Source organism: Micromonospora sp. WMMA1923 (assembly GCF_049179195.1).
Classification (GTDB): Bacteria; Actinomycetota; Actinomycetes; order Mycobacteriales; family Micromonosporaceae; genus Micromonospora; species Micromonospora yangpuensis.
Map to the genome: position 1 here is coordinate 6151116 of NZ_JBMHLZ010000001.1, position 24976 is coordinate 6176091.

General features: G+C 72.6%; 20 protein-coding genes. 8 read left to right on the forward strand and 12 right to left on the reverse strand.

The features are described from left to right. Nucleotides 1-5: 5 nt before the first annotated feature. Complete coding sequence (locus ACN28G_RS28055; protein ID WP_421480708.1) at nt 6-1199, reverse strand: MFS transporter; 1194 nt, start codon at nt 1197-1199, stop codon at nt 6-8. 154 nt (nt 1200-1353) lie between these two features. Here ACN28G_RS28055 and ACN28G_RS28060 point away from each other — a divergent pair, with 154 nt between their 5' ends. Next, nucleotides 1354-2136: an IclR family transcriptional regulator gene (locus ACN28G_RS28060; RefSeq protein WP_421480709.1), complete on the forward strand. Its 783-nt coding sequence runs from the start codon at nt 1354-1356 to the stop codon at nt 2134-2136. A gap of 59 nt (nt 2137-2195) precedes the next feature. Here the strand turns inward: ACN28G_RS28060 and ACN28G_RS28065 are convergent, their stop codons facing one another. Then, a complete protein-coding gene (locus ACN28G_RS28065; protein WP_421480710.1) occupies nt 2196-4331 on the reverse strand; it encodes a PhoX family protein in 2136 nt (711 codons plus the stop codon). Between the two features lie 223 nt (nt 4332-4554). Here ACN28G_RS28065 and ACN28G_RS28070 point away from each other — a divergent pair, with 223 nt between their 5' ends. Together ACN28G_RS28070 and ACN28G_RS28075 are read left to right on the forward strand one after the other, a co-directional pair. Next, nucleotides 4555-5070 carry a sigma-70 family RNA polymerase sigma factor gene (locus ACN28G_RS28070; protein ID WP_175440720.1) on the forward strand — a complete coding sequence of 172 codons (516 nt, stop codon included), beginning with the start codon at nt 4555-4557 and terminating at the stop codon, nt 5068-5070. Next, entirely contained in the window at nt 5067-5753 is a 687-nt protein-coding gene (locus tag ACN28G_RS28075; protein ID WP_091433478.1) for an anti-sigma factor family protein, read from the forward strand. The genes ACN28G_RS28070 and ACN28G_RS28075 overlap by 4 nt, the downstream gene beginning before the upstream one ends. Here ACN28G_RS28075 and rarD read toward each other — a convergent pair. From rarD to eccE, 4 genes are all read right to left on the reverse strand, one after another. Further along, the gene (gene rarD, locus ACN28G_RS28080; protein ID WP_421480711.1) at nt 5738-6718 is read right to left on the reverse strand and encodes an EamA family transporter RarD; all 981 of its coding nucleotides are present in this window, start codon (nt 6716-6718) and stop codon (nt 5738-5740) included. The genes ACN28G_RS28075 and rarD overlap by 16 nt on opposite strands. Before the next feature lie 17 nt (nt 6719-6735). Then, on the reverse strand, nt 6736-7203 hold the full coding sequence (locus tag ACN28G_RS28085; protein WP_091433483.1) for a GNAT family N-acetyltransferase: 468 nt from the start codon (nt 7201-7203) through the stop codon (nt 6736-6738). A 126-nt stretch (nt 7204-7329) separates the two neighbouring features. Beyond that, entirely contained in the window at nt 7330-7716 is a 387-nt protein-coding gene (locus ACN28G_RS28090; protein WP_091445782.1) for a phage holin family protein, read from the reverse strand. Between the two features lie 68 nt (nt 7717-7784). Beyond that, a complete protein-coding gene (gene eccE / locus ACN28G_RS28095) occupies nt 7785-9662 on the reverse strand; it encodes a type VII secretion protein EccE (RefSeq protein ID WP_421480712.1) in 1878 nt (625 codons plus the stop codon). A 241-nt stretch (nt 9663-9903) separates the two neighbouring features. Between eccE and ACN28G_RS28100 the strand changes: the two genes are divergently transcribed. Continuing rightward, the gene (locus ACN28G_RS28100; RefSeq protein WP_091433487.1) at nt 9904-10224 is read left to right on the forward strand and encodes a WXG100 family type VII secretion target; all 321 of its coding nucleotides are present in this window, start codon (nt 9904-9906) and stop codon (nt 10222-10224) included. A gap of 24 nt (nt 10225-10248) precedes the next feature. Then, entirely contained in the window at nt 10249-10542 is a 294-nt protein-coding gene (locus ACN28G_RS28105; RefSeq protein ID WP_421480713.1) for a WXG100 family type VII secretion target, read from the forward strand. Nucleotides 10543-10729: 187 nt separating this feature from the next. Here the strand turns inward: ACN28G_RS28105 and mycP are convergent, their stop codons facing one another. Beyond that, complete coding sequence (mycP, locus tag ACN28G_RS28110; RefSeq protein WP_421480714.1) at nt 10730-11950, reverse strand: type VII secretion-associated serine protease mycosin; 1221 nt, start codon at nt 11948-11950, stop codon at nt 10730-10732. Between the two features lie 153 nt (nt 11951-12103). Here mycP and ACN28G_RS28115 point away from each other — a divergent pair, with 153 nt between their 5' ends. Together ACN28G_RS28115 and ACN28G_RS28120 are read left to right on the forward strand one after the other, a co-directional pair. Further along, complete coding sequence (locus ACN28G_RS28115; RefSeq protein ID WP_421480715.1) at nt 12104-15967, forward strand: SseB family protein; 3864 nt, start codon at nt 12104-12106, stop codon at nt 15965-15967. Beyond that, the gene (locus ACN28G_RS28120) at nt 15964-16329 is read left to right on the forward strand and encodes a hypothetical protein (protein WP_091433500.1); all 366 of its coding nucleotides are present in this window, start codon (nt 15964-15966) and stop codon (nt 16327-16329) included. The genes ACN28G_RS28115 and ACN28G_RS28120 overlap by 4 nt, the downstream gene beginning before the upstream one ends. Nucleotides 16330-16376: 47 nt before the next feature. Here the strand turns inward: ACN28G_RS28120 and ACN28G_RS28125 are convergent, their stop codons facing one another. From ACN28G_RS28125 to acs, 3 genes are all read right to left on the reverse strand, one after another. Next, nucleotides 16377-17309 carry an alpha/beta fold hydrolase gene (locus ACN28G_RS28125; RefSeq protein ID WP_091433503.1) on the reverse strand — a complete coding sequence of 311 codons (933 nt, stop codon included), beginning with the start codon at nt 17307-17309 and terminating at the stop codon, nt 16377-16379. 170 nt (nt 17310-17479) lie between these two features. Continuing rightward, a complete protein-coding gene (locus tag ACN28G_RS28130; RefSeq protein WP_421480991.1) occupies nt 17480-19738 on the reverse strand; it encodes an immune inhibitor A domain-containing protein in 2259 nt (752 codons plus the stop codon). 420 nt (nt 19739-20158) lie between these two features. After that, a complete protein-coding gene (gene acs, locus ACN28G_RS28135; RefSeq protein ID WP_421480716.1) occupies nt 20159-22150 on the reverse strand; it encodes an acetate--CoA ligase in 1992 nt (663 codons plus the stop codon). 341 nt (nt 22151-22491) lie between these two features. Between acs and ACN28G_RS28140 the strand changes: the two genes are divergently transcribed. Then, entirely contained in the window at nt 22492-23238 is a 747-nt protein-coding gene (locus ACN28G_RS28140; RefSeq protein ID WP_421480717.1) for an oxidoreductase, read from the forward strand. Between the two features lie 55 nt (nt 23239-23293). Here ACN28G_RS28140 and ACN28G_RS28145 read toward each other — a convergent pair whose 3' ends face one another. Continuing rightward, the gene (locus ACN28G_RS28145; RefSeq protein WP_139135556.1) at nt 23294-23503 is read right to left on the reverse strand and encodes a hypothetical protein; all 210 of its coding nucleotides are present in this window, start codon (nt 23501-23503) and stop codon (nt 23294-23296) included. 113 nt (nt 23504-23616) lie between these two features. Continuing rightward, the gene (locus tag ACN28G_RS28150; protein ID WP_421480718.1) at nt 23617-24417 is read right to left on the reverse strand and encodes an HAD family hydrolase; all 801 of its coding nucleotides are present in this window, start codon (nt 24415-24417) and stop codon (nt 23617-23619) included. Nucleotides 24418-24976: the final 559 nt, after the last annotated feature.

A 24976-nucleotide genomic window follows, 5' to 3' on the forward strand; every position in this document is an offset into this window, starting at 1 on the left:
GCGGCTCAGCGGGCTGGCGAAGGGCCCGTGGCCGGGGTGCGTAGCAGGCGGTGGGCGGCGAGCATGAGGGCGGCGGCCAGCAGCATGGTCAACGCGGCACCGGTCCACATGGCCGGATAGTCGATCCGGCTGGCCAGGGCGCCCAGCGCCAGCGGGCCGAGGCAGCCGCCCGCGTACACGCCGGTCTGGGTTATCGAGGTGGCGGCGGCCGGGGCCGTCGGGTGTAGCCGGACCACCGCGAAGTTCATCAGCCCCGGCCAGGCCCAGCCCAGGCCGAAGCCGAGCACCACGCCCACCACCAGCGGCACCGGGCCGTCCACCGTGAGCAGGCCCAGCCCAACCCCGCCGACCAGCAACATCCCGGCGATCACCGTGAGCTGGCCGTTGGCCCGCCGGTCGGCGAGCCAGCCCGCCCCGACCCGGGCGGCCACGCAGACCGCGCTGCCCAACGTCAGGGTCAGCCCGGCCAGCCCCGGGGCGAGGCCCCGGGACACCGAGGCGTCGACGACGAAGGTGCCCAGCGAGTTGGCCGCCCCGGCGGCCAGGGTGGCGGCCACCCCGACGACGACCAGCCCGGCGGTGGCCCGGCCGGCCCGACTCGCGGCCGGGCGCCGGTCCGGTGCGCCCTCCGACGCGCCGACGGCGGGCAGCACGGTCAGCGCCGCGGTGGCGGCGACCACGAACGCCCAACGCCAACCGGCGGTCAACGCGATCGTCGGCACCGCCGCGCCGGCCAGCAGGGTGGAGAGCGGAATGGCGGCCTGCTTCACCCCGAAGGAGAGCCCCTGCCGGTGGCCGGGCACGTGCCGGGCCAGGGTGGCGTTGCTGGCGATCTGGCCGAGGGCGTTCGCGGCGGCGCTGAGCCCGAGCAGGGCGACCAGCACCGGGTACGACCGGGCGAGCAGCGCGATGGCCAGCAGCGCGGCGGCGGAGAGCAGGATGCCGCAGCGGGCCACCACGGCCGGACCGTACCGTCCGACCAGCGCGCCGGACGGTACCGAGGCCAGCGCGCTGATGCCGAAGTACACCGACACGGCCAGGCCCAGGCCGGCAGGGGAGAAGCCGAGTTCGTCGCCCATCTGCACGGCGAGACCACCGACCAGGAAGACCGGGAGTACGCAGGCGATCGTGACGGAGACGGCGACGGCGTTGGCCCGGACCGGGTGGGTGGGCGTGGGGCGGAGGGCGGTGTCGGACATGATCCGCTCAACCTACGCGAACGACTCTCACGACACGGATCGTCGTGGGCGGAGTACGCGCTGTGGAGCATGATCTGGCATCCTCGACCCGTACAGGCGTTTCGCAGCGAGCCGGTTTTTCATATGGTGTAAGTCCCCGGCGACGGAGGTGGTTGTGCGCGACCCCCTGGCGGAGCCTTCGGACCTCATCCGGAGTGTGTCCCGCGCGCTACGAGTGCTCGAAGCGGTCGGCCGTGCCCCGCGCGGGTTGACCGTCAAGCAGATCGCCCGGCGCTGCGAGCTGACCGTGGCGACCACGTACCACCTTGTCCGCACCCTCGCCTACGAGGGGTACGTGATCCGCCGCGAGGACGGCACGTACATCGTCGGGTTGGAGATCGCCGACCGGTACCGCGAGCTGGTGACCGCGTTCCGGGGCCCGCCGGCGGTGGGCGAGTGCCTGCGCCGCGCCGCCGCGGACAGCGGGTACAGCCACTACCTGGGACGGTTCGTGGGCGGCCAGGTGGCGATCACCGCGGTCGCCGAGGGACACCGCTCGCCGTACCTGGAGGACCTGGTCCCCGGGTTCGACGAGGGGGCGCACGCCACCGCGCTCGGCAAGGCGCTGCTGGCCACCCTCACCACCGAGCAGCGCCAGCGTTACCTGCGGGAGTACGGCATGCGCCCGTTCACCACCGCCACCCTGACCAGCCCGGAGGCGTTCGAGTCCGACGTGGCCGCCGGTGACCGGCGGGGCATGCAGCTGGAGTTGGGACAGTTCCGTCAGGGGGTGGCCTGCGCCGCGGTGCTGGTCGCCCCGGACAAGGACATGGAACGCCGGGTGGTGCTGGCCTGCGCGCTGCCGGCGAGCGAGATGATGACCTCCGCCCGGGTGGTACGGGCCAAGCTGCTGACCGTGGCCCGCACCATCGCCGACGGCCTGATCCTCGAACCCTAGGTGTAAGGAAGGGCCCCCTGTTATCGCTTTCTGTTGTACAGGGGACCCTTCCTTACACCTCAGGTGCCGATCGGGGCGCCGTCGAGCCGCCAGGCGACCACCACGCCCGGCTTGGCGATGTCGCCGTCCGGCCAGTTCGACGCCGGGTTCTCGACCGACGCGCCGGTCAGCTCGCCCGGGTGCTGGACGGCGACGAAGACCGAGCGGTTGTCGGCGGTGATGAACGGGCCACAGGTCTCCGCGCCGACCGGCACGGTCAGGAACTGCTTGAGGTGACCCCGCTCCGGGCCCTCCACCGGCGTGGCGAAGAGGCCGTCGTTGCTGCCCAGCGCGTTGCCGTCGGTAGAGATCCAGAGATTGCCGGCGGCGTCGAAGGCGACGTTGTCCGGGCAGGAGACCGGTGACACCTTGGTCTTGTCGTACCCGGCGAAGTAGGTCGATGGGTCGGCCGGGTCGCCGCAGACGATCGGCAGCGACCAGGCGAAGGCCTCGGCGGTGTTGTCACCCGAGTCCTCGACCAGCTCCAGGATCTGGCCGTGCCGGTTGGCGTTACGCGGGTTGGCCTCGTCCGCCGCCGGCCTACCCGCCGCGCCCCGCTCGCTGTTGTTGGTAAGTGCGACGTACACCTTGCCGGTACGCAGACTCGGCTCGACGTCCTCCGGCCGGTCCATCTTGGTCGCACCCACCTGGTCACCGGCGAACCGGGTGAAGGTCAGCACCTCGGCGGCGGTCATCCCGGGCACGTACGAGCGGTCGCCGCTTACCAGCTTGATCCAGCTGCCCCGGCCGTCGAACGCCCCGTCGGCGGGGAGCCTGCCGGAGCCGTCGATCTCGGCGGCGCTGGTCTGGTCCAGTTTGGCCACGTAGAGGGTGCCGGACTCCAGCAGCGACAGGTTGTGCTGGCGGGCCGCCCGCGAGTCGCCCGTGCGGTACTTCTTCTCGCTGACGAACTTGTAGAGGTAGTCGAAGCGCTCGTCGTCACCCAGGTACGCCACCACGTGCCCGTCGCGGGCGACGATCACGTTCGCGCCCTCGTGCTTGAACCGGCCCAGCGCGGTGTGCTTTCGCGGCCGGCGCTCCGGGTCGAACGGGTCGATCTCGACGATCCAGCCGAACCGGTTCGCCTCGTTCGGGTGTTTGGCCAGGTCGAAGCGCTCGTCTGCCCGTTCCCACCGGCGGCTGCCGCTGGGGTACCGGGCGGTGGTGGAGATGCCGTACCGGGCCAGCTTGGGCTTCACCTCGTCGGCCACCGCGTCGCCGCCGACGAAGTACTGGTTGAAGTTCTCCTCGCCGGAGAGCACGGTGCCCCACGGGGTGACGCCCCCGGCGCAGTTGTTCAGGGTGCCGATCACCACCCGGCCCCGTGGGTCGGCGGCGGTCTTCAGGAAGGCGGAGCCGGCGGCCGGTCCGGTCAGGTCGAACCTGGTGCCGTGCGCGGTGACCCGCCGGTTGTACGGCCGCCGGCCGGTGCGTACCACCTGCCACTGCCCGGTCCCGTCGACCCGCTCGATCTCCACCACGGACATGCCGTGCGCGGCCATCGCCACCCGCACCTGCTCCACCGAGAGGGCGTCCTGGCTGGTGAAGCCGGGGAACATCAGGTCCTCGTTGGTGTACTCGTGGTTGACCACGAGCAGGGCCCGCCGGCCCTGCCGGTCCAGCGGGAGCACCCCGACGTAGTCGTTGTTGTAGCCGAACTGCTTGGCCTGCCGGGCGGCGGTCTGCCGGTGCAGGTCGAACCCGGGGCCGTCGGGGACCACCGGGTCACCCCAGCGGATCACCACCGAGTGGTCGTACCCGTTCGGCACGACCAGGGTGTCCAGCTTGTTCGGCGGGATCGCCTTGAAGGTCAGCGCACCGCTGCCGGTGCCGCGCTGCGGGGCGGCGAAGTCGCTGATCTCCGGTACGGCCGGCACCGTCGGCGGGCCGGCCGCATCCGGCGCGGCGGCGGCCGGGGCCGCGCCGGATGCGACGGCACCACCGAAACCGAGGACCAGCGCGCCGACCGCACCGGCCCGGACCACGCCCCGCCGGGAGACCTCGGCATCGACCAGATCACCGAAGTACGGGTTGTCGGACCGGTTGGGCACCGGGTGGTCACAGGCGTTGCCGCAGCGGTACAGGCAGGTCATCGGGGACCGGCTGCCGTGGCGGTGGGTGGTCAACAGTGGGAGCAGCCGGGGGCGGTCGCTCATGGGAGAAGCCTCCTGGTCAGGGGGGAGAGGCGCGGCGGAGCACCGTCCGGCGCGTACCGGCGGGACGTTTCCAGCCGGTGGTGAGCGCCCGTCGGCCTCGACGTGAATCAGATGTGAACACCTTTGTCACGCCATCGGGCTGAGCTGGGCTGAACCGATCGCGGTGCCGGGACGTACTTCCCGGAGAACGCACCGCCGGACGCGCCGGAGCGAGGAGACCGCCATCAGCGACCACGAAGCACATCTGCTCCGCGCGCTGCACGACGAACACGCGGAGGCACTCTTCGCGCACTCGCTGCGACTGGTCAACGGAGACCGGCAGCGGGCCGAGGACCTCGTCCAGGAGACCCTGCTCCGGGCCTGGCGGCATCCGGAGTCACTGGACCCCAGGCGGGGATCGGTGCGCGCCTGGCTGTTCACCACCGCCCGGAACCTGGCAATCGATGCCTGGCGGCGGCGCTCCAGCCGGGTCGGCGAGGTCTACCCGGACGAACTGCCCGAACCGCCACCGGCGGTCGACGAGACGGAGCGTGCGGTGGAGGCCTGGACGGTCGCCGAGGCGCTGAACCGGCTCAGCCCGACCCACCGTGAGGTGCTGGTCGAGTGCTTCTACCAGGGGCGGTCGGTGACCGAGGCCGCCTCCCGGCTGGGGGTGCCACCGGGGACGGTGAAGTCCCGCACCCACTACGCGCTTCGTTCACTGCGGTTGGTCCTGGCCGAGATGGGGGTGACCGGATGACCGGTTGCGAGTTCGCGTTCGACGACGGCGCGTACGTGCTGGGTGCCCTGCCGCCGGGCGAACGCGCGACCTACGAGCGGCACCTGTCGACCTGCCCGGCCTGCCGGGAGTCGGTGGCCGAGATCGCCGTCCTGCCGGGCCTGCTCAGCCGGCTCGACCCGAACGCCCTGGACCAGTTCCTGCCCCCACCGACGGAGCCCTCCCGGGTGCCTTCGCTGCTGGACACCGCGAGTCGGCGACGGCGCGGCGAGCGCCGCCGCAACCGCTGGCGGTACGCCGGCGTCGGGCTGGCCGCCGCGGCCCTGGCCCTGGTGGTCGGCGTCGGGGCGGCGAACGTGCTGTCGGAGCCTGCCGGGCCGCCGGAGGTCCGGATGGTGGCGATGCAGCCGGTGGCGGGCACGGTGCCGGTCTCCGCCGAGGTCGGGCTGACCGCCAAGGGCTGGGGCACCGAGGTCGCCATGCGGTGCGGGTACGACCAGAACGCCGGCCACGGCAAGGCGTTCACCTTCCGGCTGGTGGCGTACGGCCCGGACGGCGCGAAGGAGCAGATCGGCTCCTGGCTCGCCGCTCCCGGCGACGACCTGCGGCTGACCGGCGCCACCCGGTTCACCGGGGCGGAGCTGGTCCGACTGGAGCTGCTCCGCGCCGACGGGACCCCGGTGCTGGGCTACGACATCCGCTGAGGCTGCCCGACGGTGACGTCCACCGGCCCGTCGACGGTCACCACGGGCTGGTCGCCGGCGGTGGACCGGTCGGCGACGGGCCCGCCGGGCCGACGTCGGGCGTGCCGTACCGCGTCCACGGTGAAGGCGATCAGCGCCACCCAGACCAGCACGAAACCGGCCAGCCGGGCCGGTGGCATCGGCTCGTGGAAGATCAGCACCCCGACGCCGAGCTGCAGGATCGGGGCGAGGTACTGCAGCAGGCCGAGGGTGGTCATCGGCAGCCGGTTGGCCGCGCCGGCGAAGAGCAGCAGCGGGATGGCGGTGATCACGCCGGCCAGCACCAGCAGCGTGGTGTGCCCGACGGAGACCTGCCCCAGGGTCAGCTGCCCGCCCCAGGCCAGCCAGCCCAGGTAGGCCAGCGCGGGCAGGGTCAGCGCCGCCGACTCGACAAGCAGCCCCTCTGCGGCCGGCAGGCCGAGCCGCTTCTTGACCAGGCCGTACCCGGCGAAGCTGCCGGCCAGCAGCAGTGCCAGGTAGGGCAGCCGGCCGTAGTCGACGGTGAGCACCACCACGGCCAGCGTGCCGAGACCGAGCGCCACCCACTGGGCGAGCCGCAGCCGCTCGCCGAGCGAGGTGACCCCGAGCAGCACCGCCACCAGCGGGGTGATGAAGTACCCCAGGGCGGTCTCCACCACCCGCTCGGTGTCGACACCGTAGATGTAGGTGCCCCAGTTGACCGCGATCAGCACCGCCGCCAGGAAGATCCCGGCCAGGGTACGCGGCCGGTGCAGCAGCGACCGGAGGAAGCCGAGGTTGCGCAGGGCGGCCAGCAGGAGCGCGACGAAGAGCGTCGACCAGACGATCCGGTGGGCGAGGACCTCCAGCGGCCCGGTCGGGCGCAGCAGTCGCCAGTAGAGCGGGAAGAAACCCCAGCAGAAGTACGCGGCGACACCGTACAGGTAGCCCAGGCGGAGCTCGGTCACCTCGTCACCGTAAGGGGTCAGGCCGGCTTTTGCGCCTTTCCGGTGACCGGCTTCACCCGCTGGTCGTACTCCATCCAGTGCGCGGGGTTCACCGGGTCGAAGCCCAGCTTGGCGTACACCCCGTGGGCGTCGAGGGTGGCCAGCACGATCCGGCGTACGCCGAGGTCGGACAGGTGGTCGCGAACCGCGCCGGCCAGCCAGCTGCCCAGCCCGCGACCCCGCTCGGCCCGGTCCACGTAGACGTCGCAGAGCCAGGCGAAGGTGGCGTGGTCGGTGACCACCCGGGCCACCGCGACCTGGCGGTGGTCCCCCGGGCGGTACACGCCGAACCCCAGCGAGCCGGCGAACGCCCGCTCGACGAGGTCCCGGTCCCGCCCGAGGGCCCAGTACGCGTCGGTGCTGAGCCACCGGTGCACCAGATCCAGATCGATGCGCTGCGGATCGGCGCTGAACAGGTAGCCGTCGGCTCGACTCGACTCGATCACCCAGGCACGCTAACCGACCTAGTCCTTACCGGTCGCGTTATTTCCCGGCCGGCTGCGGTCGAGGACCGCGGACCAGCCGCCGTCGACGCGCGGGGGATCAGTCGCGATCGAGGATCGCGCGGGGGATCAGTCGCGGTCGAGGATCGCGCCCAGGATCCAGGTCACGACGCCGACGAAGAGCGCGCCCAGTACCGACGCGGGCCAGAAGTTCGCCACCTCGAAGGGCAGTCCGGCCTGGCCGGCGAGCCAGCCGGTCAGCAGGAAGAGCAGGCCGTTGACCACGATGGCGATCAGGCCGAGAGTCAACAGGTAGAACCCGCAGCCGACCACCTTGATGATCGGTTGGAGCACCGCGTTGACCACACCGAAGATGACCGAGACGAGCAGTACGGTGACGACCGTCTCGGTGGTCGAGGCCGACTCCAGCTCGATGCCCGGGATCAGCAGGGTCGCCAACCAGAACGCCAGCGCCGTGGACGCCAGCCGGATCAGAAGACCTTTCAGGGAATCCATGGCCGCGATGGTGCCACGGAGCTGCGAGTTTGCCGAGTCGCGCGCACCGTCGGGCGGTTGGGCCGCGGTCACCGTCGGGCGGGTGGTCCGATCAGCTGGGCCTCGATCGGGGTCGGGGAGAGCAGCGCCCAGCGCAGGGCGCGCCGGTTCACCACCGCCACCATGTCGTGGCGGATCCGGGTCAGCCAGTCCGCCGATCCGCCGAGCCCCAGCGCGGTGCCGGCCAGGGTCGCCTCGCCGGGGCCCAGTGGTTGCAGGACGGCCAGGTCGGCCCGACCGAGCAGATCCGCGTCGGCCGGGGTCAGCTCGTCGCGTACCACCAGGGTGGTCTGCCAGGCCGGTGCGGGCGTGCGGTCGACCGGTACCGGCCCGGCGTCGATCACCACCAGCGACGGACGCAGCGGTGAGCCGGCCACCCCGTCAACCGACCGGCCGGGCGGCAGCAGGGGGATCGTGCCACCCGGCGAGCCCACCGCCCGGACGAACGGCTCCCACAACCGGGGGCGGGCCGTCCGCACCACCACCCGGGCACCGAGCGCCATCGCCCGCAGCACCACCAGCTGCGCGCCCCGGATCCCACCGACCAGCACGATGCGGGTGTGTTCGGCCCGGAAGACGCGTACCGTCACCGCGCCGCCGTGCCGGTTGGCGCCCACCATCAGGCCCGCGTCGTCGAGAGTCGGCGCCAACCGGCCGGCGTCGGGCCCGCCGCTGGCCGCGCTGCCATGGTTCCGGCCGCTGGCCGTCCCGCCGTCGGTCCGGTCGCTGGCCGTCCTGACGCCGGGCAGCGCCAGCGGGAGCGTCCCGGCCAGCCCGGTCAGGTGCTCGCCGTCGAGCCGGTCGACCGCACCGCCGAGCGCGTCGACCAGGCGTCGCAGCGCCTGCGCGGCCACCGCGAGCTCGGCCGGCGTCCACCCGGCCAGGCGTACGGTCAGCTCGGTCGATGCCGTGGTGACCCCGGGGTGCGGGCCGGCGCAGAGCGACACGGTGCACGCCGTGGCGGGCAGCGCGAGCAACCGGGGCACCAGGTGGCCGCCGCCGTCGGCGGGCGGGTCCGGCCACCGGCGCAACCGGAAGGTGGCCTGCGTCAGCGGTCCGGTGTGCACCGCCGACCAGCTCTCCCGCGTCGACAGCTCACCCTCGTGGTGGGCGTACTCCCCGAGCAACCGCAGCGTGGCCTGCGGGCCGAGCGGACGGGCGGTCACCGGCTGGAACCGACGGACGAGCCGGCGGACCACCCCGGACAGTGCCCGCCGTAGCTGCTGGTCGGACCAGCCGTCGGTCCGCAGCACCCGGACCACCAGCACCGCCCGTGCCTGCGCCGGCAGCCGCCCGTCGGTGAGCTGCCGGTACGAGGTGGCCACCGTGCCCCCGCCCGCGTCGGTGGCCGGCGCGGGCACGCCGGTGAGCAGGAGCTGGATCCGTACCGGAGGGTTGTCGGCGGTGGCCGGGGGCAGCAGGTCCGGCGGTACGGGCAGCGGTCGGGGACCGTCGGCGAACAGGTCCGTCGGATCGCCCAGTTCGAGCAGGGTGGCCAGGCCGGTGGCGTCGTCCACCACGGCCGCCGGGCCCCCGGCCAGCTCGGCCGGCCGGACCGTGGCGCCGGGGGAGACCAGGTCCAGCAGGGCGGTCGGGCCCGCCGTCGGGTTCAGGGCGCGGCGGCGGCCCAGGTAGCTCAGCCCCACACCCAGCCACTCGAAGAGCCACCGGCCGCGCAGCCGCCACCAGGTGCCGGGCAGCAGCGCCGCGGTCAGCGTCAACGCGACCGCCATCGGCAGGGTCCCCCGGCCCAGGGCGGCGACCGGCAGGGCCACCGCCAGTTGGGTGGCGACGAGCTGACCGGCGCGTACCCCGGCCGGGCGACGCGGGCCGGTGGAGATCCACTGTGGTGGTAGGGGCTGTCTGGCGGCTGTCCGGGCGGGCGGGCCGGTCGTGGTGGTCGTCACCGGTTCGCCTCCTCCGCCGATCGTCTCGTCTCCGGTGGTGCGGTCATCGTAGGGGCCGGAACCCGGCTTCGTTGTCCACAGGGGAGAAGCTCGGGGTAGCACAACCGGGATCGGCCGGCTACCGTCAGCGACGACAACTCCACTGACCCGCGCACCGCCACCGATGGCGCGGTGCGACCGGCCCGACCGCCCCGGACGGGCCGCCGGTCAGCCAGGACCGAGGAAACGAGGTGACCTCCGGGTGTCCCAGACCCAGGCAGAAGCCGCGGTGATGCAGACGACCGCCACGAAGTTCGAGCAGGCGGACCAGTCGTTGCAGACGATGCTGAGTGGCCTGCTGGCCGAGCTGGAAGTGTTGCAGCAGGCCTGGCGTGGGGCCGGTGGCCGCTCCTTCGAGCAGGTCAAGCAGCAGTGGTCGCAGGACCAGGCGGCGTTGCAGCGGGCGCTGCGGGAGACCGCCCAGGCGATCCGCACCGCCGGCCAGCAGTACGACGTCTCCGACACCGAGGCGTCCAGCCGGGTCGCCGGCACCAACCGCGGCGGCATCAAGCTCCCGCTCTAGCCCGGACCGAAAGGGGAACATCCGATGGACCATGGTGTGCTGGTCGTCAACTTCGCCGCGTTGCAGCAGGCCAGTGTGGACATCCAGAAGGCGTTGAACACCCTCGACTCGCAGCTCGGCCAGTTGGAGAAGGACGCCGCACCGCTGGTCGCCACCTGGAGCGGTGACGCGCAGCAGGCCTACCAGGTGCGCCAGTCCCGCTGGCGGTCGGCCTCGCAGGACCTCCAGGGCATGCTGCGCGACATCAGGCTCGCGGTGGACGACTCCGCCACCGACTACCTCAACACCGAGAAGCGCAACGTCGGCCTCTTCCAGTGACGGTCGGCCGTGCCCGGTGCCGAACGGCGTTTCGCGCCTGACGGCGGTGGGCCTGTCGGCTGAGCGCGCCTGACGACGGTGGTGCCGGTCCGGACCATGGCCGGCACCACCGGTGCGGCTGTGTCCCGTTGCCGGTGAGGGCGGTGGCCGCTGCCGACGAGGGTGCGGTGGCCACTGCCGGCGGGGGTCAGGTCGGGTCCGCCGGTCGCCAGCGCCGCCGCCGGCCCCGCGGCAGGACCAGCACCACCAGAACCACCACGAGTACGACACCCGTGGTGGCCGCGGCGACCAGCACGGCCCGTTCCCGCGCCTGCGCCCGGCGGGCCCGCTGCGCCAGCTGCGCCGGCTCGGGTCGGGCGTCGGCCAGGGCCGGCACCGGTGCGGGCTGCCCCACCGGTACGCCGCCGGTGTCGGCGACGGCCCGGTAGGGGTTCAGTACCCCCGCGCCGTAACCGCCGTCCGGGTCGCCGCCCGGCGCCGGATCAGCGGTGGCGACGATCCGCTGGCGTACCTCGGCGGCGGTCAACCGGGGACGGTACTGCCGCACCAGGGCCGCCGTGGCGGCGACGAAGGGCGTGGCGTAGCTGGTCCCCTCGGCCCGATGATGGCCCCGGACGGGGGCCGCCAGCAGCACGTCGCCGCCCGGCGCGACCAGGTCGACGTACGGGCCGGTCTGGGAGAAGTCGGCACGCCTTCCGGTCGCCCCGATGGCCCCGACCCCGAGCACGCCGTCGTAGGCCGCCGGATAGGGCAGCGGGTCGCCACTGTCGTGCAGGTTCCCGGCGGCGGCCACCACGACCACGTCCCGGTCCACGGCGTGCGCGACCGCCGACCGGACCGCCGGCTCGTCGGCGTACAGCACCACGGAGAGGTTGAGCACCTCGGCTCCCCGGTCCACCGCCCACCGGATCGCCTGGGCGAAATCGGTCGCGCTGACCGTACGCCCCGTCTCCCGTCCATCGATCACCTGCTGCTCGCTGACGCGTACCGGCAGGATCCGGGCGTCCGGTGCCAGGCCACGGAAGGCGACGTCGGGGTGCGGGGCGGCGGCGATGATGCTCGCCACCGCCGTGCCGTGACCGGCGCAGTCGTGCGTACCGTCGCCGCCGGGATCGAGGAAGTCGCTGCCGTCGAGCACCTGACCGGCCAACTGCGGGTGTCGCCGGTCCACCCCGGAGTCGACCACCGCCACGGTGACCCCGACTCCGGTGGCCAGCGCCGACAGCCGGTCGTGGGCGTACCGCTGCTGCGGCCAGGGTGCCTCGGCGACCGGCCGGGCCGGTGCCAACGGCGAGGCACAGGCCGGCGCCGCCCGACCCGTCGCCGGCCCGGCGGCGACGGGCGTCGGAGGTGCTGCGAGGGTCACCGCCAGAGCCACCACCCCCACCCGGGCAACGGACCGGGACATCGATCGCCTCCGCATCGTGTCGGCTCCGGAACAGGATGTTAGCGGCTGGCCGTTCGCCGTACCGACCGCTGCCGGCCTTGCCATTGTGATCTTGTTACTACCTTGTAGGTTGTAGGCGATGCCTATGGCCTGTACGCGGGAGGAGAGGTGGCCGTGACCGGATGGGAACCGGCCACTGAGGCCGAGGTGGCGATGCGGGACGCGTTGCGCGCCAACGACCAGGAGTTGTACTTCCGGGTCCTGGCCCGCACCGAGCTGCTGTTGCCGGTCTCGACCCAGTCGCCCGCCGGTCAGGCACCGGTAGGCTGGGGCACCTGGACCACCGGTGGGCGTACCCACGTGCTGGCGTTCACCTCCGCCGCCGCGATGCGCGCCTGCCTCTCCGACGACGCCGGCTCCGGGCGGCGTACGCCCTATGCCGACCTGGCCAACGGTTGGCCCAACCACGAGTGGTGGCTGGCGGTCAACCCCGGTCTGCCCATCGAGGGCTACCTGCCGGCCTGGTTCGTCGCCCAACTCTCCCGGGGAGACGTCCGGCTGCCCGGCCGCACGATGGGTGCGCGGGCCCGGCTGGAACGGGTGGAGTCCCTGTCCCGGGCCCGAGCCGGCGCGGCCTGGGCGGGCACGGCCTCGGCGGGTGGTGGACCGTCCGGCGGCGGCACCCCGTTCTCCGGAGCCTCGCCGGGCACCGAGCCGGTTCCTCCGGTGCCGTCGGCGGCCGAGCCCACGACGCGGTTCTCTCCGCCGGGTGCCCCGTTCGACGACGGGGCGACGCACCGGCCGGCAGCCGGCTTCGAGCCGTACCCGGAGGACAGTCGAAGCCCGGCGGAGAACGGGCACGGGCCGCTGCCGACCCGGACCCCGCCACCGCGCCCCGATCAGCCGTCCCCACCACCGCGTTACTCGCCCACCGGCCAGTCGGGCGGAGCCGGCCCGTCCGGCGGTCAAGCTCAGTTCGGCGGCCGTGACCAGCTTGGCGGTCGTGACCAGCTTGGCGGTCGTGACCAGTTCGGCGGTCGTGACCAGTTCGGCGGGCGTGATCAGCTTGGTGGGCGTCCGCACCGGCCGGGCACGGAGGCTGGCGAGCCGGCCGGGACTGTCGGTGCACCATCGCTCTTCACTCCCGCTGCCGACGCGCACCGCCCCGCAGCGACACCCCCACCCGCGAACGGTTGGTTGACCAGACCCTCCGCGCCAGCGGCCGACCGTGTTGCGGCTGCGCCGGCGGATGCGGGTTCCGGTGGGCCGGGGGCCGACGGGCTGGGCACCGGTGGGCCGGGGTCAGGCAGGCTGGGTGCCGGTGGGCTGGGTGCCGGTGGGTTGGGCACCGGTGGGCCGGGGTCAGGCAGGCCGGGCGCGGGTGGCTCGGGATCCGAGGTCCCGAGGCCCGAGGGGCAGCGCTCCGGCGCCGAGCCGTCGCTCTTCGAGCCGACCAACCGGCGGGTGCCGGCCGCTGACCCGCCGCAGCGGTCGACGATGGCCGACGCCCTGCGCCGGACACCGGCGGCTGATCCGCCCCGCCCGGGTAAGCGGCCGATCCCGCCGGCCCGTACCGGCCTCGGTAGTCAACCGTTCCCGCGTCGCCGGCCGGCCGGCCCGACCGCCGCCGGTGATGCCAGCCGGGCTTTCCAGTTCGGTCCGGCGGACGAGGAGGCCACCCGGGCGCTCCCCACCGACTCGTCGCAGGAGGCCACCCGGGCCTTCCAGGCGGGCCCGCCGGAGCCCTTCCGGGCTGGTCCGGCAACCTTCCCGCGCTCGCCCGATGCCGTCCGGGCCGGTGACACGGGCGAGGAGGCGACGCGGGCGCTGCCACTGCCGTCGCGGCGTCCGACGGAGGAGGTCACCCAGGCCATCCCGACGGGCAGCCTTGCCGAGGAGGCCACCCGACCGTTCTCAGCGCTGCACCACCCCGAGGCTGCGCCCCGCCCGGAGGGAGCGCTGCGCCCCGAGGCTGCGCCGGGTCCGGAAGGAGCGCTGCGCCCCGGGGCTGCGGCCCGCCCGGAAGGAGTGCTGCATCCCGAGGCTGCGCTGCGTCCGGAAGGATTGTTGCGCCCCGAGGCTGCGCGGCGTCCGGAAGGGGCGCTGCGTCCGGAAGGGGCCCTGCGGCCGGCGGTGTCGGCCGGGCCGGAAACGCCGGCCGAGGCGGGGCTGCGGCCCGGCCCGGCCGGTTGGCAGCCGCCGGTGACCTCGACCGATCAGGCCGCAGGACGTACGCGCTGGGCGGGAGGGCAGGCCACGGCACATTCGGTGCCGACTCCGACGGCGGACCCGGAGCCGGCCCGACCGGTCGAGGCGGACCCGACCGAGCCGGTCGGCGTGATGCCGATCTCACAGGTAGGTGCACAACCGGATCTTTCGACCGGCGCGGCGCTTCCACCGGTGGGCATGCGGCAACCCGGCCCCCGGGAAACAGCCGTGGACCCGGGTACGTCGATCGCGGAGCCGGTGTCCGGGCCGCCCGCGTCCCGCCAGGGTTTCACCCCGATCGTGATCGAGGGCACGATCATCGCGGCCCGGGAGTTCCCGGTCGACGAGCGGGCACCGGCTGCCGATCCACCGTCGCCCGCGTCGGCCCTGGCCGACCCCGACCTGACGTTGTCCCCGGCAGACTTCGCCGATCCCGAGCTGAAGTTGTCCGCGGCGGACTTCGCGCCCGCACCGCCCTTCGCGCCCGCACCGCCCTTCGCGCCCGCACCGCCCTTCGCGCCCGCACCGCCCTTCGCGCCCGCACCGCCCTTCGCGCCCGCACCGCCCTTCGCGCCCGCACCGCCCTTCGCGCCCGCACCGCCCTTCGCGCCCGCTGCGGACGCCGCCGTCGGCCCGGACGCCGCTGTGAACTCGGACGGCACCGTGGGCTCGGACGCCGCTGTGGGCTCGGACGGCACCGTGGGTTCGGATGCCGCTGTGGGCCCCGTCGGCCCGGGCGGCACCGAGCCGGTGGTCCACCACGACCACGCGGGACACGACGACACCGGGCAGAACGGCACCGAGCCGGCCGAGCGGGAGGGCGGAGCCGACCGGGTCGACGCCGGTGACGTACCGGTCGCGGTCGAGTTTCAGCCCGCCAACGAGGTCGAGCAGGACCTACTCGCCGCCACCAGCACCGGCAGCACCGACACCTTCCTGTCCACCCTGCTCCTGGCCCGGGTGCTGCTCCCGGTCGCGGTGGACTCGGCCCCCGGCAGCCGTCCCGGCGAGCCCGGATTCGTCTGGCGGACCGAGCGCCTCGACGGTGAGCGGTACGTGGTGGTGCACACCTCGCCGGAGCGGTTGACCGATCACCACACGGTGACCGTGGAGACGGTGCTGGTCAAGTTCGTGCAGCTGATCCGGTGCTGGCCCGAAGAGGACTGGTCGTTCGCGGTCAACCCCGGTACCCCGATCGGGGCGAAACTGCCCGGTGAGCAGATCGTCGGGCTGGCCAACTGGGCCGCCGAGGTGGGTCTCGGTGACGACGCCGGGGCCGAGGAGCCCGTCGCCGTCGAGGAGCCGGCCAGCCGGCCACGCAACGCGGCACCGCCGGTCGACCCCAACGCGCCGGTCGTCATGCAGAAGGCGGTCGCCCCGAGCCAGCTCGCCTACTACCTGGAGCGCGGCTACGACCGGGTGTCCGGCTTCGTGCACCGGGCCCCCGAGCTGGCCCACCTGACCACCCCCGCCCAACTCCACGGTGGCCTCGGGCTGGGCTACCCCGACTCGCCCTTCGCCCGGGACGCCGACGAGATCTACGTACTGCGCTGGCCGGCGCACCGGCCGAGCCTCTACCGCATCCCGTACGGCGGGCAGAACGAGGACGCCATGCGGGCGATGGAGGGCTGGGTCATCGAACGTTTCCCGTTCCGGGGCAACGGCTTCGCCCCCGGGGAGAGCAGCGACGTGATCGCCGAGTTCAAGGTGGACAGTGCCCGGCTGCCGCACGGCTCGCAGCTCCTGCGGATCAGCGCCGACGGCACCGAACGGGTGATCGCCACGCTGGACACCGACGCCCTGGTCTGGCGTCAGGTCGGTGGGTCCTGATGCGGGACGGCTACGTCGCCCGGTGGCGTGGACGGGAGTACCAGGCCAGCCCGGACGGTAACGACATCCGGCTGTACCAGCCCGAGCCCGGCGACGGGTTCACCGAGGTCCGGCCGGGGCGGTACGTCCGGGTGCTGCCGGCCCACGAGGTGGACGACCTGGCGTACGTGCGGACCACCTGCACCTGGCAGGGACAGCCGTTCATCGTGCTGGCCGAGCACGACGGCTGGCTGCGGGTCGAGTACACCGGCGGGCGGTGGCCGGTCGCCCGGGCGCTCGGCCTGGAGGTGTTCGACTTCGGCGTCTACCAGGGCTGGGCACCCACCAACGAAGTCGCCGACCTGCGCGAGCAGCGGCTCTGAGCCGACGCGCGGGCAGTGGGGCAGCGCATCCGGGGCCGGGCAGCCGGTCAGGACTTCGCCCAGCGCAGGATCTCGCCGAGTACCAGGTCGGCTGCCTCCAGGTGGGGGAAGTGGCCGACCTCGTCGAGCAGCCGCCACTCGTACGGTGCGGTCACGTACCGGCCGGAACCCTGGGCGGTCCGGGGCAGGGAGGCGGCGTCCAGCGCGCCGTGCAGTTGCAGGGTCGGGGTGACCAGGGGCTTCTGCATCAGCCGGACGAACCGGTACCCGTGCAGACGCAGCACCGAGCGGAACGCCCACCGGTAGCCCTCCAGCGCACAGAACGCGGCCTGGGGGATCTGCATGGCGTCTCGGCAGTGTCGGGCGTACGCCGGGAAGTCCGGGCCGTCGGCCCAGCGTGGGCCGCTCCACCGGTGCAGCACCTCCCCGACGGCGGCGGCGTCGTCGCGGGTCAGCACGTGCTCGTACCGTGGGATCTGGAAGCGCAACGCGGGCGTGGAGGCGGCGAACTGCCCCCGCGGGTCGGCGAAGATCGCCGCGCGTAGCCGCAGCGGATGCGGTGCGCCGAGCACCACCAGCCGCCGGACCAGCGACGGGTGGAACGACGCCACCGTCCAGCCGATCATGCCACCGGCCCCGGTGCCGACCACCGTCGCCGAGCGTTCACCCATGCCCCGGATCAGGCCGGCGATGTCGGCGGCGAGCGTGTAACCGTCGTACCCCCGGGGTGGTTTGTCGCTGGCGCCATAGCCGCGCAGATCGACGGCGACCGCGCGGAAGCCGGCGTCGGCGACGGCCGGCAGGATGTCGTGCCACGCCCACCAGTACTCGGGGAAGCCGTGCAGGAAGAGCACCATCGGCCCGGTGCCGGCCTCGACGACGTGGAACCGGCTGCCGTTGGCACCGACGAAGCGGTGGGTCCACGGCCCTTCGGTAAGCACGCAGGACTCGTCGAAGGGGCCGCCACGCTGCTCGGTCATGGTTGACAGCCTAGGCCCCGCCGTCCGCCCTCCCCCTCCCGGCGAAAGGAAGGGCCCCCTGTTATCGCTTTCTGTTGTATAGGGGGCCCTTCCTTACACCTCAGGGGGAAAGGGGGCCGCCCGGGCAGGTGGACTGCCCGGGCGGCGGGTGGTGCGGGATCAGCGGTCGGTCAGGAGAAGCGGACCTTCAGCGAGGTGCCGTTCTCCTCGACGACCCGGATCTTCGTACCGGTCGCGGGGAGCTTGACGCCGTGGTTCGGCAGCTCGGCGAACCAGTACTTCTTGGTGTCGTCGAAGAGCGGCTTCGCCGCCTTGCCCCGGATGTACTGCGGCTGGCTGTTCACGTGCAGCGTGAACGAGTCGGCCTTGCGCAGGCTGAACGGTGCGTCGTACACCTGGATCCGGGCCCGCCACGGCTGGCCGGTCAGGTTGTAGATCGGCTCCGGCCGGGAGTCGATGATCATGTTCCGGCCCTCGCCCGGGTGGGCGAAGGTGTCGTTGTCGGCCCACCTGGTGTTCCAGTAGGAGATGAGCAGACCCTCCTGGTACGCGTAGTGGTCCACCCAGTCCGGCTTCGTGTTGGCGTAGCCGAAGAAGTACGGGCCGGTTTGCAGGTACTTGTCGTACGAGACGTACGACCGGTGACCCGCGATGTAGTAGTTGTCGAAGAGCCGGGTGTACGTCTCCTCGGCGATGGTCCAGCCGTCGAGCGTCCACTCGCCGGGGCCGTCCTCGGCACCGTCGGTGGCCAGCACCGCCCCGTCGGCGGTCACCGTGACGGCGTCACCGTAGAAGCCGCCCTCGGAGACCCCACCGTCGGTCTGGTACCGGAGCCGGAACTGGGCGACCTTGCCGGCGGCGAAGTCCAGCGGGATGTTGATGTCGACCCACTCGCCGCCGCTGCTGCCGTCCAGCGCCGGACGCGGGTCGTCGGGCGAGATCGGCGGGATCGGCTCACCGTCGACGGTGCCCGGCAGCATCGTCCAGGTCGCACCGCCGTCGACCGAGCCCTCGAAGAAGAGGTAGTCGTAGTCTTCCTCGATGCTGTAGCGGCCCTTGAGCGACACCGCCGCCGTCGACTTCCCGGTCAGGTCGATCGTCCGGGTCATCGTGTTGTTCAGGTCGTCGGCGTTGCCGGAGAAGAACTGCTTGTCGCCCTCGAACGGCTTGCCGTTGTCGAATTCGTACTCCCGTTGGGGGAGTACCACCACGGCGGCCTGTGGCTTGTCGGAGTTGTACTCCTGTGGGCCGAGGTTCAGCGTCTTCTTCTGCCCCGCGACGACCACCTCGTAGTCGAGCCAGCCGAGCTGGAGCTTGTTCCACGCGCCCAGGTCGCCACCGCGCTCACCGATGCCGCCGTCGTTCTTGCCGCCGAGGCGGCTCTGGGCCATCAGCGTCCAGTGCTCGTTGTTGTTGTCCCCGCCGCTGATGACGTTGTAGTCGTCCGGCAGGCCCAGGTCGTGGCCGTACTCGTGGTAGAAGACGCTGCGGCCACCGTTCTCCGGCTGGATGGTGTAGTCACCGATCCAGACCCCGGTGTTGCCGATCTGGGTGCCGCCGGCCGGGAAGTTCGGCGGGCCGGTCAACCCCTGCTGGGTGGCGTAGGCGTACCAGCGGTGGCTCCAGATGGCGTCCTCACCCTGGATCGGGTCGCCGTCGGCCATGTCGCCGCCTGCGTGCACGATCTGGAAGTGGTCGATGTAGCCGTCCGGCTCGTTGAAGTTGCCGTCGCCGTCGTGGTCGTACCGGTCCCACTTGTCCATCGCCTTGACGTCGGCGGCGATCTCGGCGTCGCTGCGGCCCTGGGCCTTCTGGTCGGCGACCCACTGGTTGGCGGCGTCGCGCACCAGCGCCCAGACGTTGTTGCAGACGTTCGAGGCGCAGACGTTCGGGTCGGTGTCGGCCTCGTCGAGCGAGCGGCCGTAGCGGGCCTCGTTGAACGGGACCTTCACCCAGTTGGTGACCTGTCCGTCCACGCTGTAACGACCCGAGGACTGGGCCTCGTAGTACTGCTTGAGCGACTCGTCGCCCCGGCCGGTGCCGAAGTACAGCTGGCGGAAGTACTCCGGGCTGTAGTCGGCCTGCCAGACGGTGGAGTTGTCCACCGAGCGGTTCGGCTCCGGGATCTCGTTGTGCTGCGGACCGTCGAACCTGGTCGGGCCGGGCCAGTCCGGGTTGAGGTCCTTGTCCGGGTAGTCCGGGTGTCGCTCGTTGCCGAACTCGGCCAGGATCACGAAGATCTGGTCGGTCTTCTCCCGGGACAACTCGACGTACTGGTCCGTTTTGGTGGCGCCGCCGACCCGGGCGGAACGGGCGTTGGCCCCGGCCGGGCCGCCGGCGGTCTCGCCGACCTTGACTACCGTGCTGCCGTTGATCCGCTGAGGCTTGGTCCGGCCGGAGAGGACGTCGGTGAGCCCCTCCTGACGCATCGCGCGCCGCTTGTCCTCCAGCGGGTTGGGCAGGTCGTGCTCGGCATGAGCGGGTTCGGCGACCGACGGGGCGGCTGCCGGCGGGTCCGCCTGCGGCGCGGCGCTGGCGGACGACGCCGCCACGAATCCCGTCGCCGTCAGGGAGAGCCCGAGCAGACCCACTGCGACTTTGCGCACGTGGTACCTCCGGTGTTGGGGAACCGGCCCACGGGGACAAGGGCCGGTAGTAGTGATCCCACGCGTGGGACCACTGGTGAACATAGACACTGGTGGGACGGGTGGGAAGATGCGTGCGCCGATTCGTGGCAAGAATTTGTGTCGGCTGTCCGTCGCCGTCACACGCCCGTGTCACATCCGGGCAACAGAAAGGGTGGCGGTCCGTCCGGACCGCCACCCTTCGATCTGGGGTACGTCGTCGCGTCAGTCCTCGTCCGACTTCCCACCCTGCATTCCGGAGGAGATCAGCTCCATCACCGAGGAGTCCTGCAGCGTGGTGACGTCACCGAGGGACCGGTTCTCCGCCACGTCCCGCAGCAACCGCCGCATGATCTTGCCGGACCGGGTCTTCGGCAGCTCCGGTACCAGCATGATCTGCCGGGGCTTGGCGATCGGGCCGAGCGACTTCGCCACGTGGTTGCGCAGCTCGGCGATGAGCCGCTCGCCGGCCTCCCCGGCGACGTCGGTGCTGCCCCGGGGGATGGCGAACGCGACGATCGCCTGCCCGGTGGTCGGGTCGGTCGCGCCGACCACCGCCGCCTCGGCCACCGACGGGTGGCTGACCAGCGCGGACTCCACCTCCGTGGTGGAGATGTTGTGCCCGGAGACCAGCATCACGTCGTCCACCCGGCCGAGCAGCCAGATGTGCCCGTCGGCGTCCTTCTTGGCACCGTCGCCGGCGAAGTAGACCCACTCGTCGCCGCTGCCGGCCCCCGCGCCGAACCGGGACCAGTACGTCTCCAGGAACCGGTTGTCGTCGCCCCAGATGGTGCGCAGCATCGACGGCCACGGCTCGCGCAGCACCAGGTAACCGCCGCCGCCGTCGGGCACCGACTGGCCCTGGTCGTCCACCACGTCGGCGACCACCCCCGGCAGCGGGGTCATCGCGCTGCCCGGCTTCGCCTCGGTCACCCCCGGCAGCGGGGAGATCATCATCGCTCCGGTCTCGGTCTGCCACCAGGTGTCGACGATCGGCAGCTCACCGTGGCCGACGTGCTGCCGGTACCACATCCAGGCCTCGGGGTTGATCGGCTCGCCGACGCTGCCGAGCAGGCGCAGCGAGGAGAGGTCGTACCCGGCGGGGATCTCCTCGCCCCACTTCATCATGGTCCGGATCAGCGTCGGCGCGGTGTACAGGATGCTCACCCGGTACCGGTCGACGATCTCCCAGAACCGGCCCTTGTGCGGGGTGTCCGGGGTGCCCTCGTACATCACCTGGGTGGCGCCGTTGGCCAGCGGGCCGTACACGATGTAGGAGTGCCCGGTGACCCAGCCGATGTCGGCGGTGCACCAGTAGACGTCGGTCGCAGGCTTCAGGTCGAAGACCGCGTGCGTGGTGTACGCCGCCTGGGTCAGGTAACCCCCGGTGGTGTGCAGGATGCCCTTCGGCCGGGCGGTCGTACCGCTGGTGTAGAGGATGAACAGCGGGTGCTCGGCGTCGAACGGCTGCGCGACGTGCTCGGCCGGGGCGGTCTCGACCGTCTCGTGCCACCAGTGGTCCTTACCGGTCCAGGCGACCTCCTCGCCGGTGCGCCGGACCACCAGCACGTGCTCCACCGACGGGCAGGCCGTCACCGCCTCGTCCACGGTCGGCTTCAACGCCGACGGCTTGCCCCGCCGGTAACCACCGTCGGCGGTGATCACCACCTTGGCGGTGGCGTCCTGGATCCGGTTGCTCAGCGAGTCGGCGGAGAACCCGCCGAAGACCACGCTGTGGGTGGCCCCGATCCGGGCGCAGGCCAGCATCGCCACCGCCGCCTCCGGCACCATCGGCAGGTAGATCGCCACCCGGTCGCCGGCGACCACCCCCAGGTCGGTGAGCGCGTTCGCCGCCTGGCAGGTCAGCCGGTGCAGCTCGGCGTAGGTGATGGTCCGGGTGTCACCCGGCTCACCCTCCCAGTGGATGGCCACCTTCTCGCCGTGGCCGGCCTCGACGTGCCGGTCCAGACAGTTGTACGCCACGTTCAGCTGCCCGCCGACGAACCACTTCGCGAACGGCGGGTTCGACCAGTCCAGCACCTTGTCCCACGGCTTCGCCCAGGCCAACCGCCCGGCCTGGCGGGCCCAGAAGTCCAGCCGGTCGGCGCCGGCCTGCGCGTACGCCTCGGCGGTCACGTTCGCGTTCGCGGCGAGTTCGGCCGGGGGCGGGAACTGCCTCGTCTCGTTCAGCAGGTTGGCCAGTGCCTCACCACTCATGCCGGACTCCTTCTCCACTCACGTGACCTGCATCTCGATGAGCCGAGGCTAGTCGGGTACCCCGCCCGCGGCGACCGCAGTCGCCCGGATCGCGCCCAACGGCCCCCACCACGCGCCCAGCTGTAAGGAAGGGCCCCCTGTTAACGCTTTCGGTAGAGAAGGGCACCCCTCTCACCGCCCCGGGCGGCGGGGGCGGTCCGCGGGGCGGCGCCACGGGCGGGGGCGGTCCGGGCGGCGCCGTGGGCGGCGGGGGTGGTGCGGGCACCGCCACGGGCGGCGGGGGTGGTGCGGGCACCGCCACGGGCGGCGGGGGCGGTCGGCGGGTTCGCTAGCGTGGCGGGGTGACCGACGATCCGCTCGCCCCGCTGCTCGGGCTCGCCGACATCGCACCCGCCGTCGACCGGGCCCGCGAGCGGTTCGACCAGGCGTTGGGCCACCGCGCGCTACGCCGGCACGGCGGCCAGGTCGCGGCCGAGGTCAGCCTCCGGTCCGCGGTGGCCAGCGCCGCCCTGCAGGGGTACGCCCACGAGCGCGAGGCGGTCCGCGCCGGTACGGTCACCGACCCGGTGCTGCAGGGCGCGCTCCGGGTGGCCGGGGCGCTGCCTACGCTGAGCGAGCGCTGGTCGACGGCGCCCCGACAGGTGCTGGCCAGGCTGCACGTGCTTGCCGCCCGGGACGTCGTACCCGAGCAGGAGCTGGGGCGGCCGGTGGCGGATGCGGCGCTCGGGGCGCGACTGGACGCGTTGGCCGGCCTGGTCGCCGGCGGTACGAGGGTGTCGCCGTTGGTCCTGGCCGCGGTGGTGCACGGGGAGCTGCTGGCGCTGCGGCCGTTCGCCGGGCCGTCGTCGGTGGTGGCCCGGGGCGCGGCCCGGCTGGTCCTGCTGGCCAGCGGTTTCGACCCGCGCGGCCTGCTCGCGGTGGATGTCGGCCATCACGACCGGGAACCCGAGTACGTCGGCGCGGCCGGCGCCTTCGCCACCGGTACCCCGGACGGGCTGCGGTCCTGGCTGCGGCACTACCTGACGGCCGTCGAGGTGGGGGCCGACCAGCTCACCGCGATCGGCGACGAGATCCTCGCCGCCGCCTGACCGCTGCTGCCTGACCGTCGATGCCCGAGCTGACACCTGACCGCTGGTGCCCGAGCTACATTCGGCCGCGGCGGCGGCCGTAGGGCACCCCGACCAGTACGACGGCCAGGCCGACGAGGCCGACGGTGAGCAGCAGCCCCTGATCGGTTTTGGACACCATCGCGAAGAGCACCATCACCATGCTGAACATCGCGGTCACCCCGGCCAGCATCCACATGACCGGCGGCGGATAGTGCCCCTGGCTCTGATTCTCCCGAGTCGCCATCGGTTCTCCCTCCCGCGCCCTGGAATCTGCCGCGTCGTGAAGACTTGTACCTGATGTTCCCGGTGTCGTATTCGGTAAACCGATCGTCGAGTTGTTCGCCCGACATCGGTCGCTCAGGTCGCCGCGACCCGGGTCCGCCGGTGCCGGCCGTACCAGGCGATGCCGATCGCCACGCCCACCCCGACGCCGAGCGCGGCGGCGGCCACCGGCACCGCGGGGCGCTCGCGCAGCCGCCGGCCCAGCGGCACCGGGTGCCGGAACTCCAACACCGGCCAGGCGTTCTCGGTGGCCAGCTTGCGCAGCGCCCGGTCCGGGTTGACCACCGAGGGGTGACCGACACACTCCAACAACGGCCGATCACTGTACGAGTCGGAGTACGCGTACGACTCGGCCAGGTCGTACCCGCGTTCGGCGGCCAGCTCACGGACCCCGTCGACCTTGCTCGGCCCGGCCGCGTAGAACTCGACCTCACCGCTGTACCGGCCGTCCACCACCGCCATCCGGGTGGCGATCACGTCGGTGATCCCGAGTAGCTCGCCGATCGGCCGGACCATCTCGTCACCGGAGGCGGAGACCAGCACCACGTCCCGGCCGTCGGCGCGGTGCTGCTCGATAAGCGCGGCGGCCTCGGCGTACACGTAGGGGTTGATCAGCTCGTGCAGGGTCTCCGCCACGATCTGGCGGACCTGCTCCACCGGCCACCCCTTGCAGAGCGCGGCGAGGTAGTCCCGGGTCCGGGCCATGGTCTGCTCGTCGGTGCCGCCCAGCCGGAACATCAGCTGCGCGTACGCCGACTTGACCACGTCCCGCCGGGTGATCAGACCGTCCCGGTAGAACGGCCGTCCGAACGCCAGGGCGCTCGACTTGGCGATGACGGTCTTGTCCAGATCGAAAAAAGCGGCACTTCGGCCCACGGCGCGAAAGTCTAGCCCGATCGTCTATCGTCGGCGGGTGCCCGGGGGCGGCAGTACCTCCCCACCTGCGTACCGCGTCACGATATCACTCCTACCAGTGATCGTGGTCACACTCCGCGAGCGGGATTTTGCAGTGAGTGGAGGTAACGCCACTCGACGTGCACACGGTCCCTCAGGCATGCTTGTCCTCACGGCAAGTATCCGCACCTTGTGCCGCACACAGGCCCCTGGCGGTCGCACCCCCCGTGACCGCCGGGTGGGTTCGGCTCAATCCCCCCGGAGCCGGACCATCGACGACCCCCGTCTCCCCCCGACGGGGGTCGTCTCTTACCCCTGGGAGCGCGACCGTACGGGTCGCAGGGCCTCGTCCACGCCATCGGGGCGTTCCGGGCCGGGCCCCTGAGCTTCCCCGGTAGCCCGGAGGACGATCTGCGCGGCGGCTTGGGCAGGAGTCAGGTGCGTGGTGTCGATGACCTCGGCCTCGGCATGCAGCCACGTGCGGGCCGCCTCGGCGTAGGGCTTGAGGTGCGTCTCAGCCGGTTGTGACGCATATGTGCCG

Bases quoted from the DNA above. Each gene is read 5' to 3' on its own strand.
- ACN28G_RS28065 (WP_421480710.1), bottom strand. From the start codon at position 4,331: ATGAGCGACCGCCCCCGGCTGCTCCCACTGTTGACCACCCACCGCCAC.
- ACN28G_RS28145 (WP_139135556.1), bottom strand. From the start codon at position 23,503: ATGGCGACTCGGGAGAATCAGAGCCAGGGGCACTATCCGCCGCCGGTC.
- ACN28G_RS28075 (WP_091433478.1), top strand. From the start codon at position 5,067: ATGACCGGTTGCGAGTTCGCGTTCGACGACGGCGCGTACGTGCTGGGT.
- ACN28G_RS28105 (WP_421480713.1), top strand. From the start codon at position 10,249: ATGGACCATGGTGTGCTGGTCGTCAACTTCGCCGCGTTGCAGCAGGCC.
- ACN28G_RS28055 (WP_421480708.1), bottom strand. From the start codon at position 1,199: ATGTCCGACACCGCCCTCCGCCCCACGCCCACCCACCCGGTCCGGGCC.
- ACN28G_RS28130 (WP_421480991.1), bottom strand. From the start codon at position 19,738: ATGCGTCAGGAGGGGCTCACCGACGTCCTCTCCGGCCGGACCAAGCCT.
- ACN28G_RS28125 (WP_091433503.1), bottom strand. From the start codon at position 17,309: ATGACCGAGCAGCGTGGCGGCCCCTTCGACGAGTCCTGCGTGCTTACC.
- acs (WP_421480716.1), bottom strand. From the start codon at position 22,150: ATGAGTGGTGAGGCACTGGCCAACCTGCTGAACGAGACGAGGCAGTTC.
- ACN28G_RS28090 (WP_091445782.1), bottom strand. From the start codon at position 7,716: ATGGATTCCCTGAAAGGTCTTCTGATCCGGCTGGCGTCCACGGCGCTG.
- mycP (WP_421480714.1), bottom strand. From the start codon at position 11,950: ATGTCCCGGTCCGTTGCCCGGGTGGGGGTGGTGGCTCTGGCGGTGACC.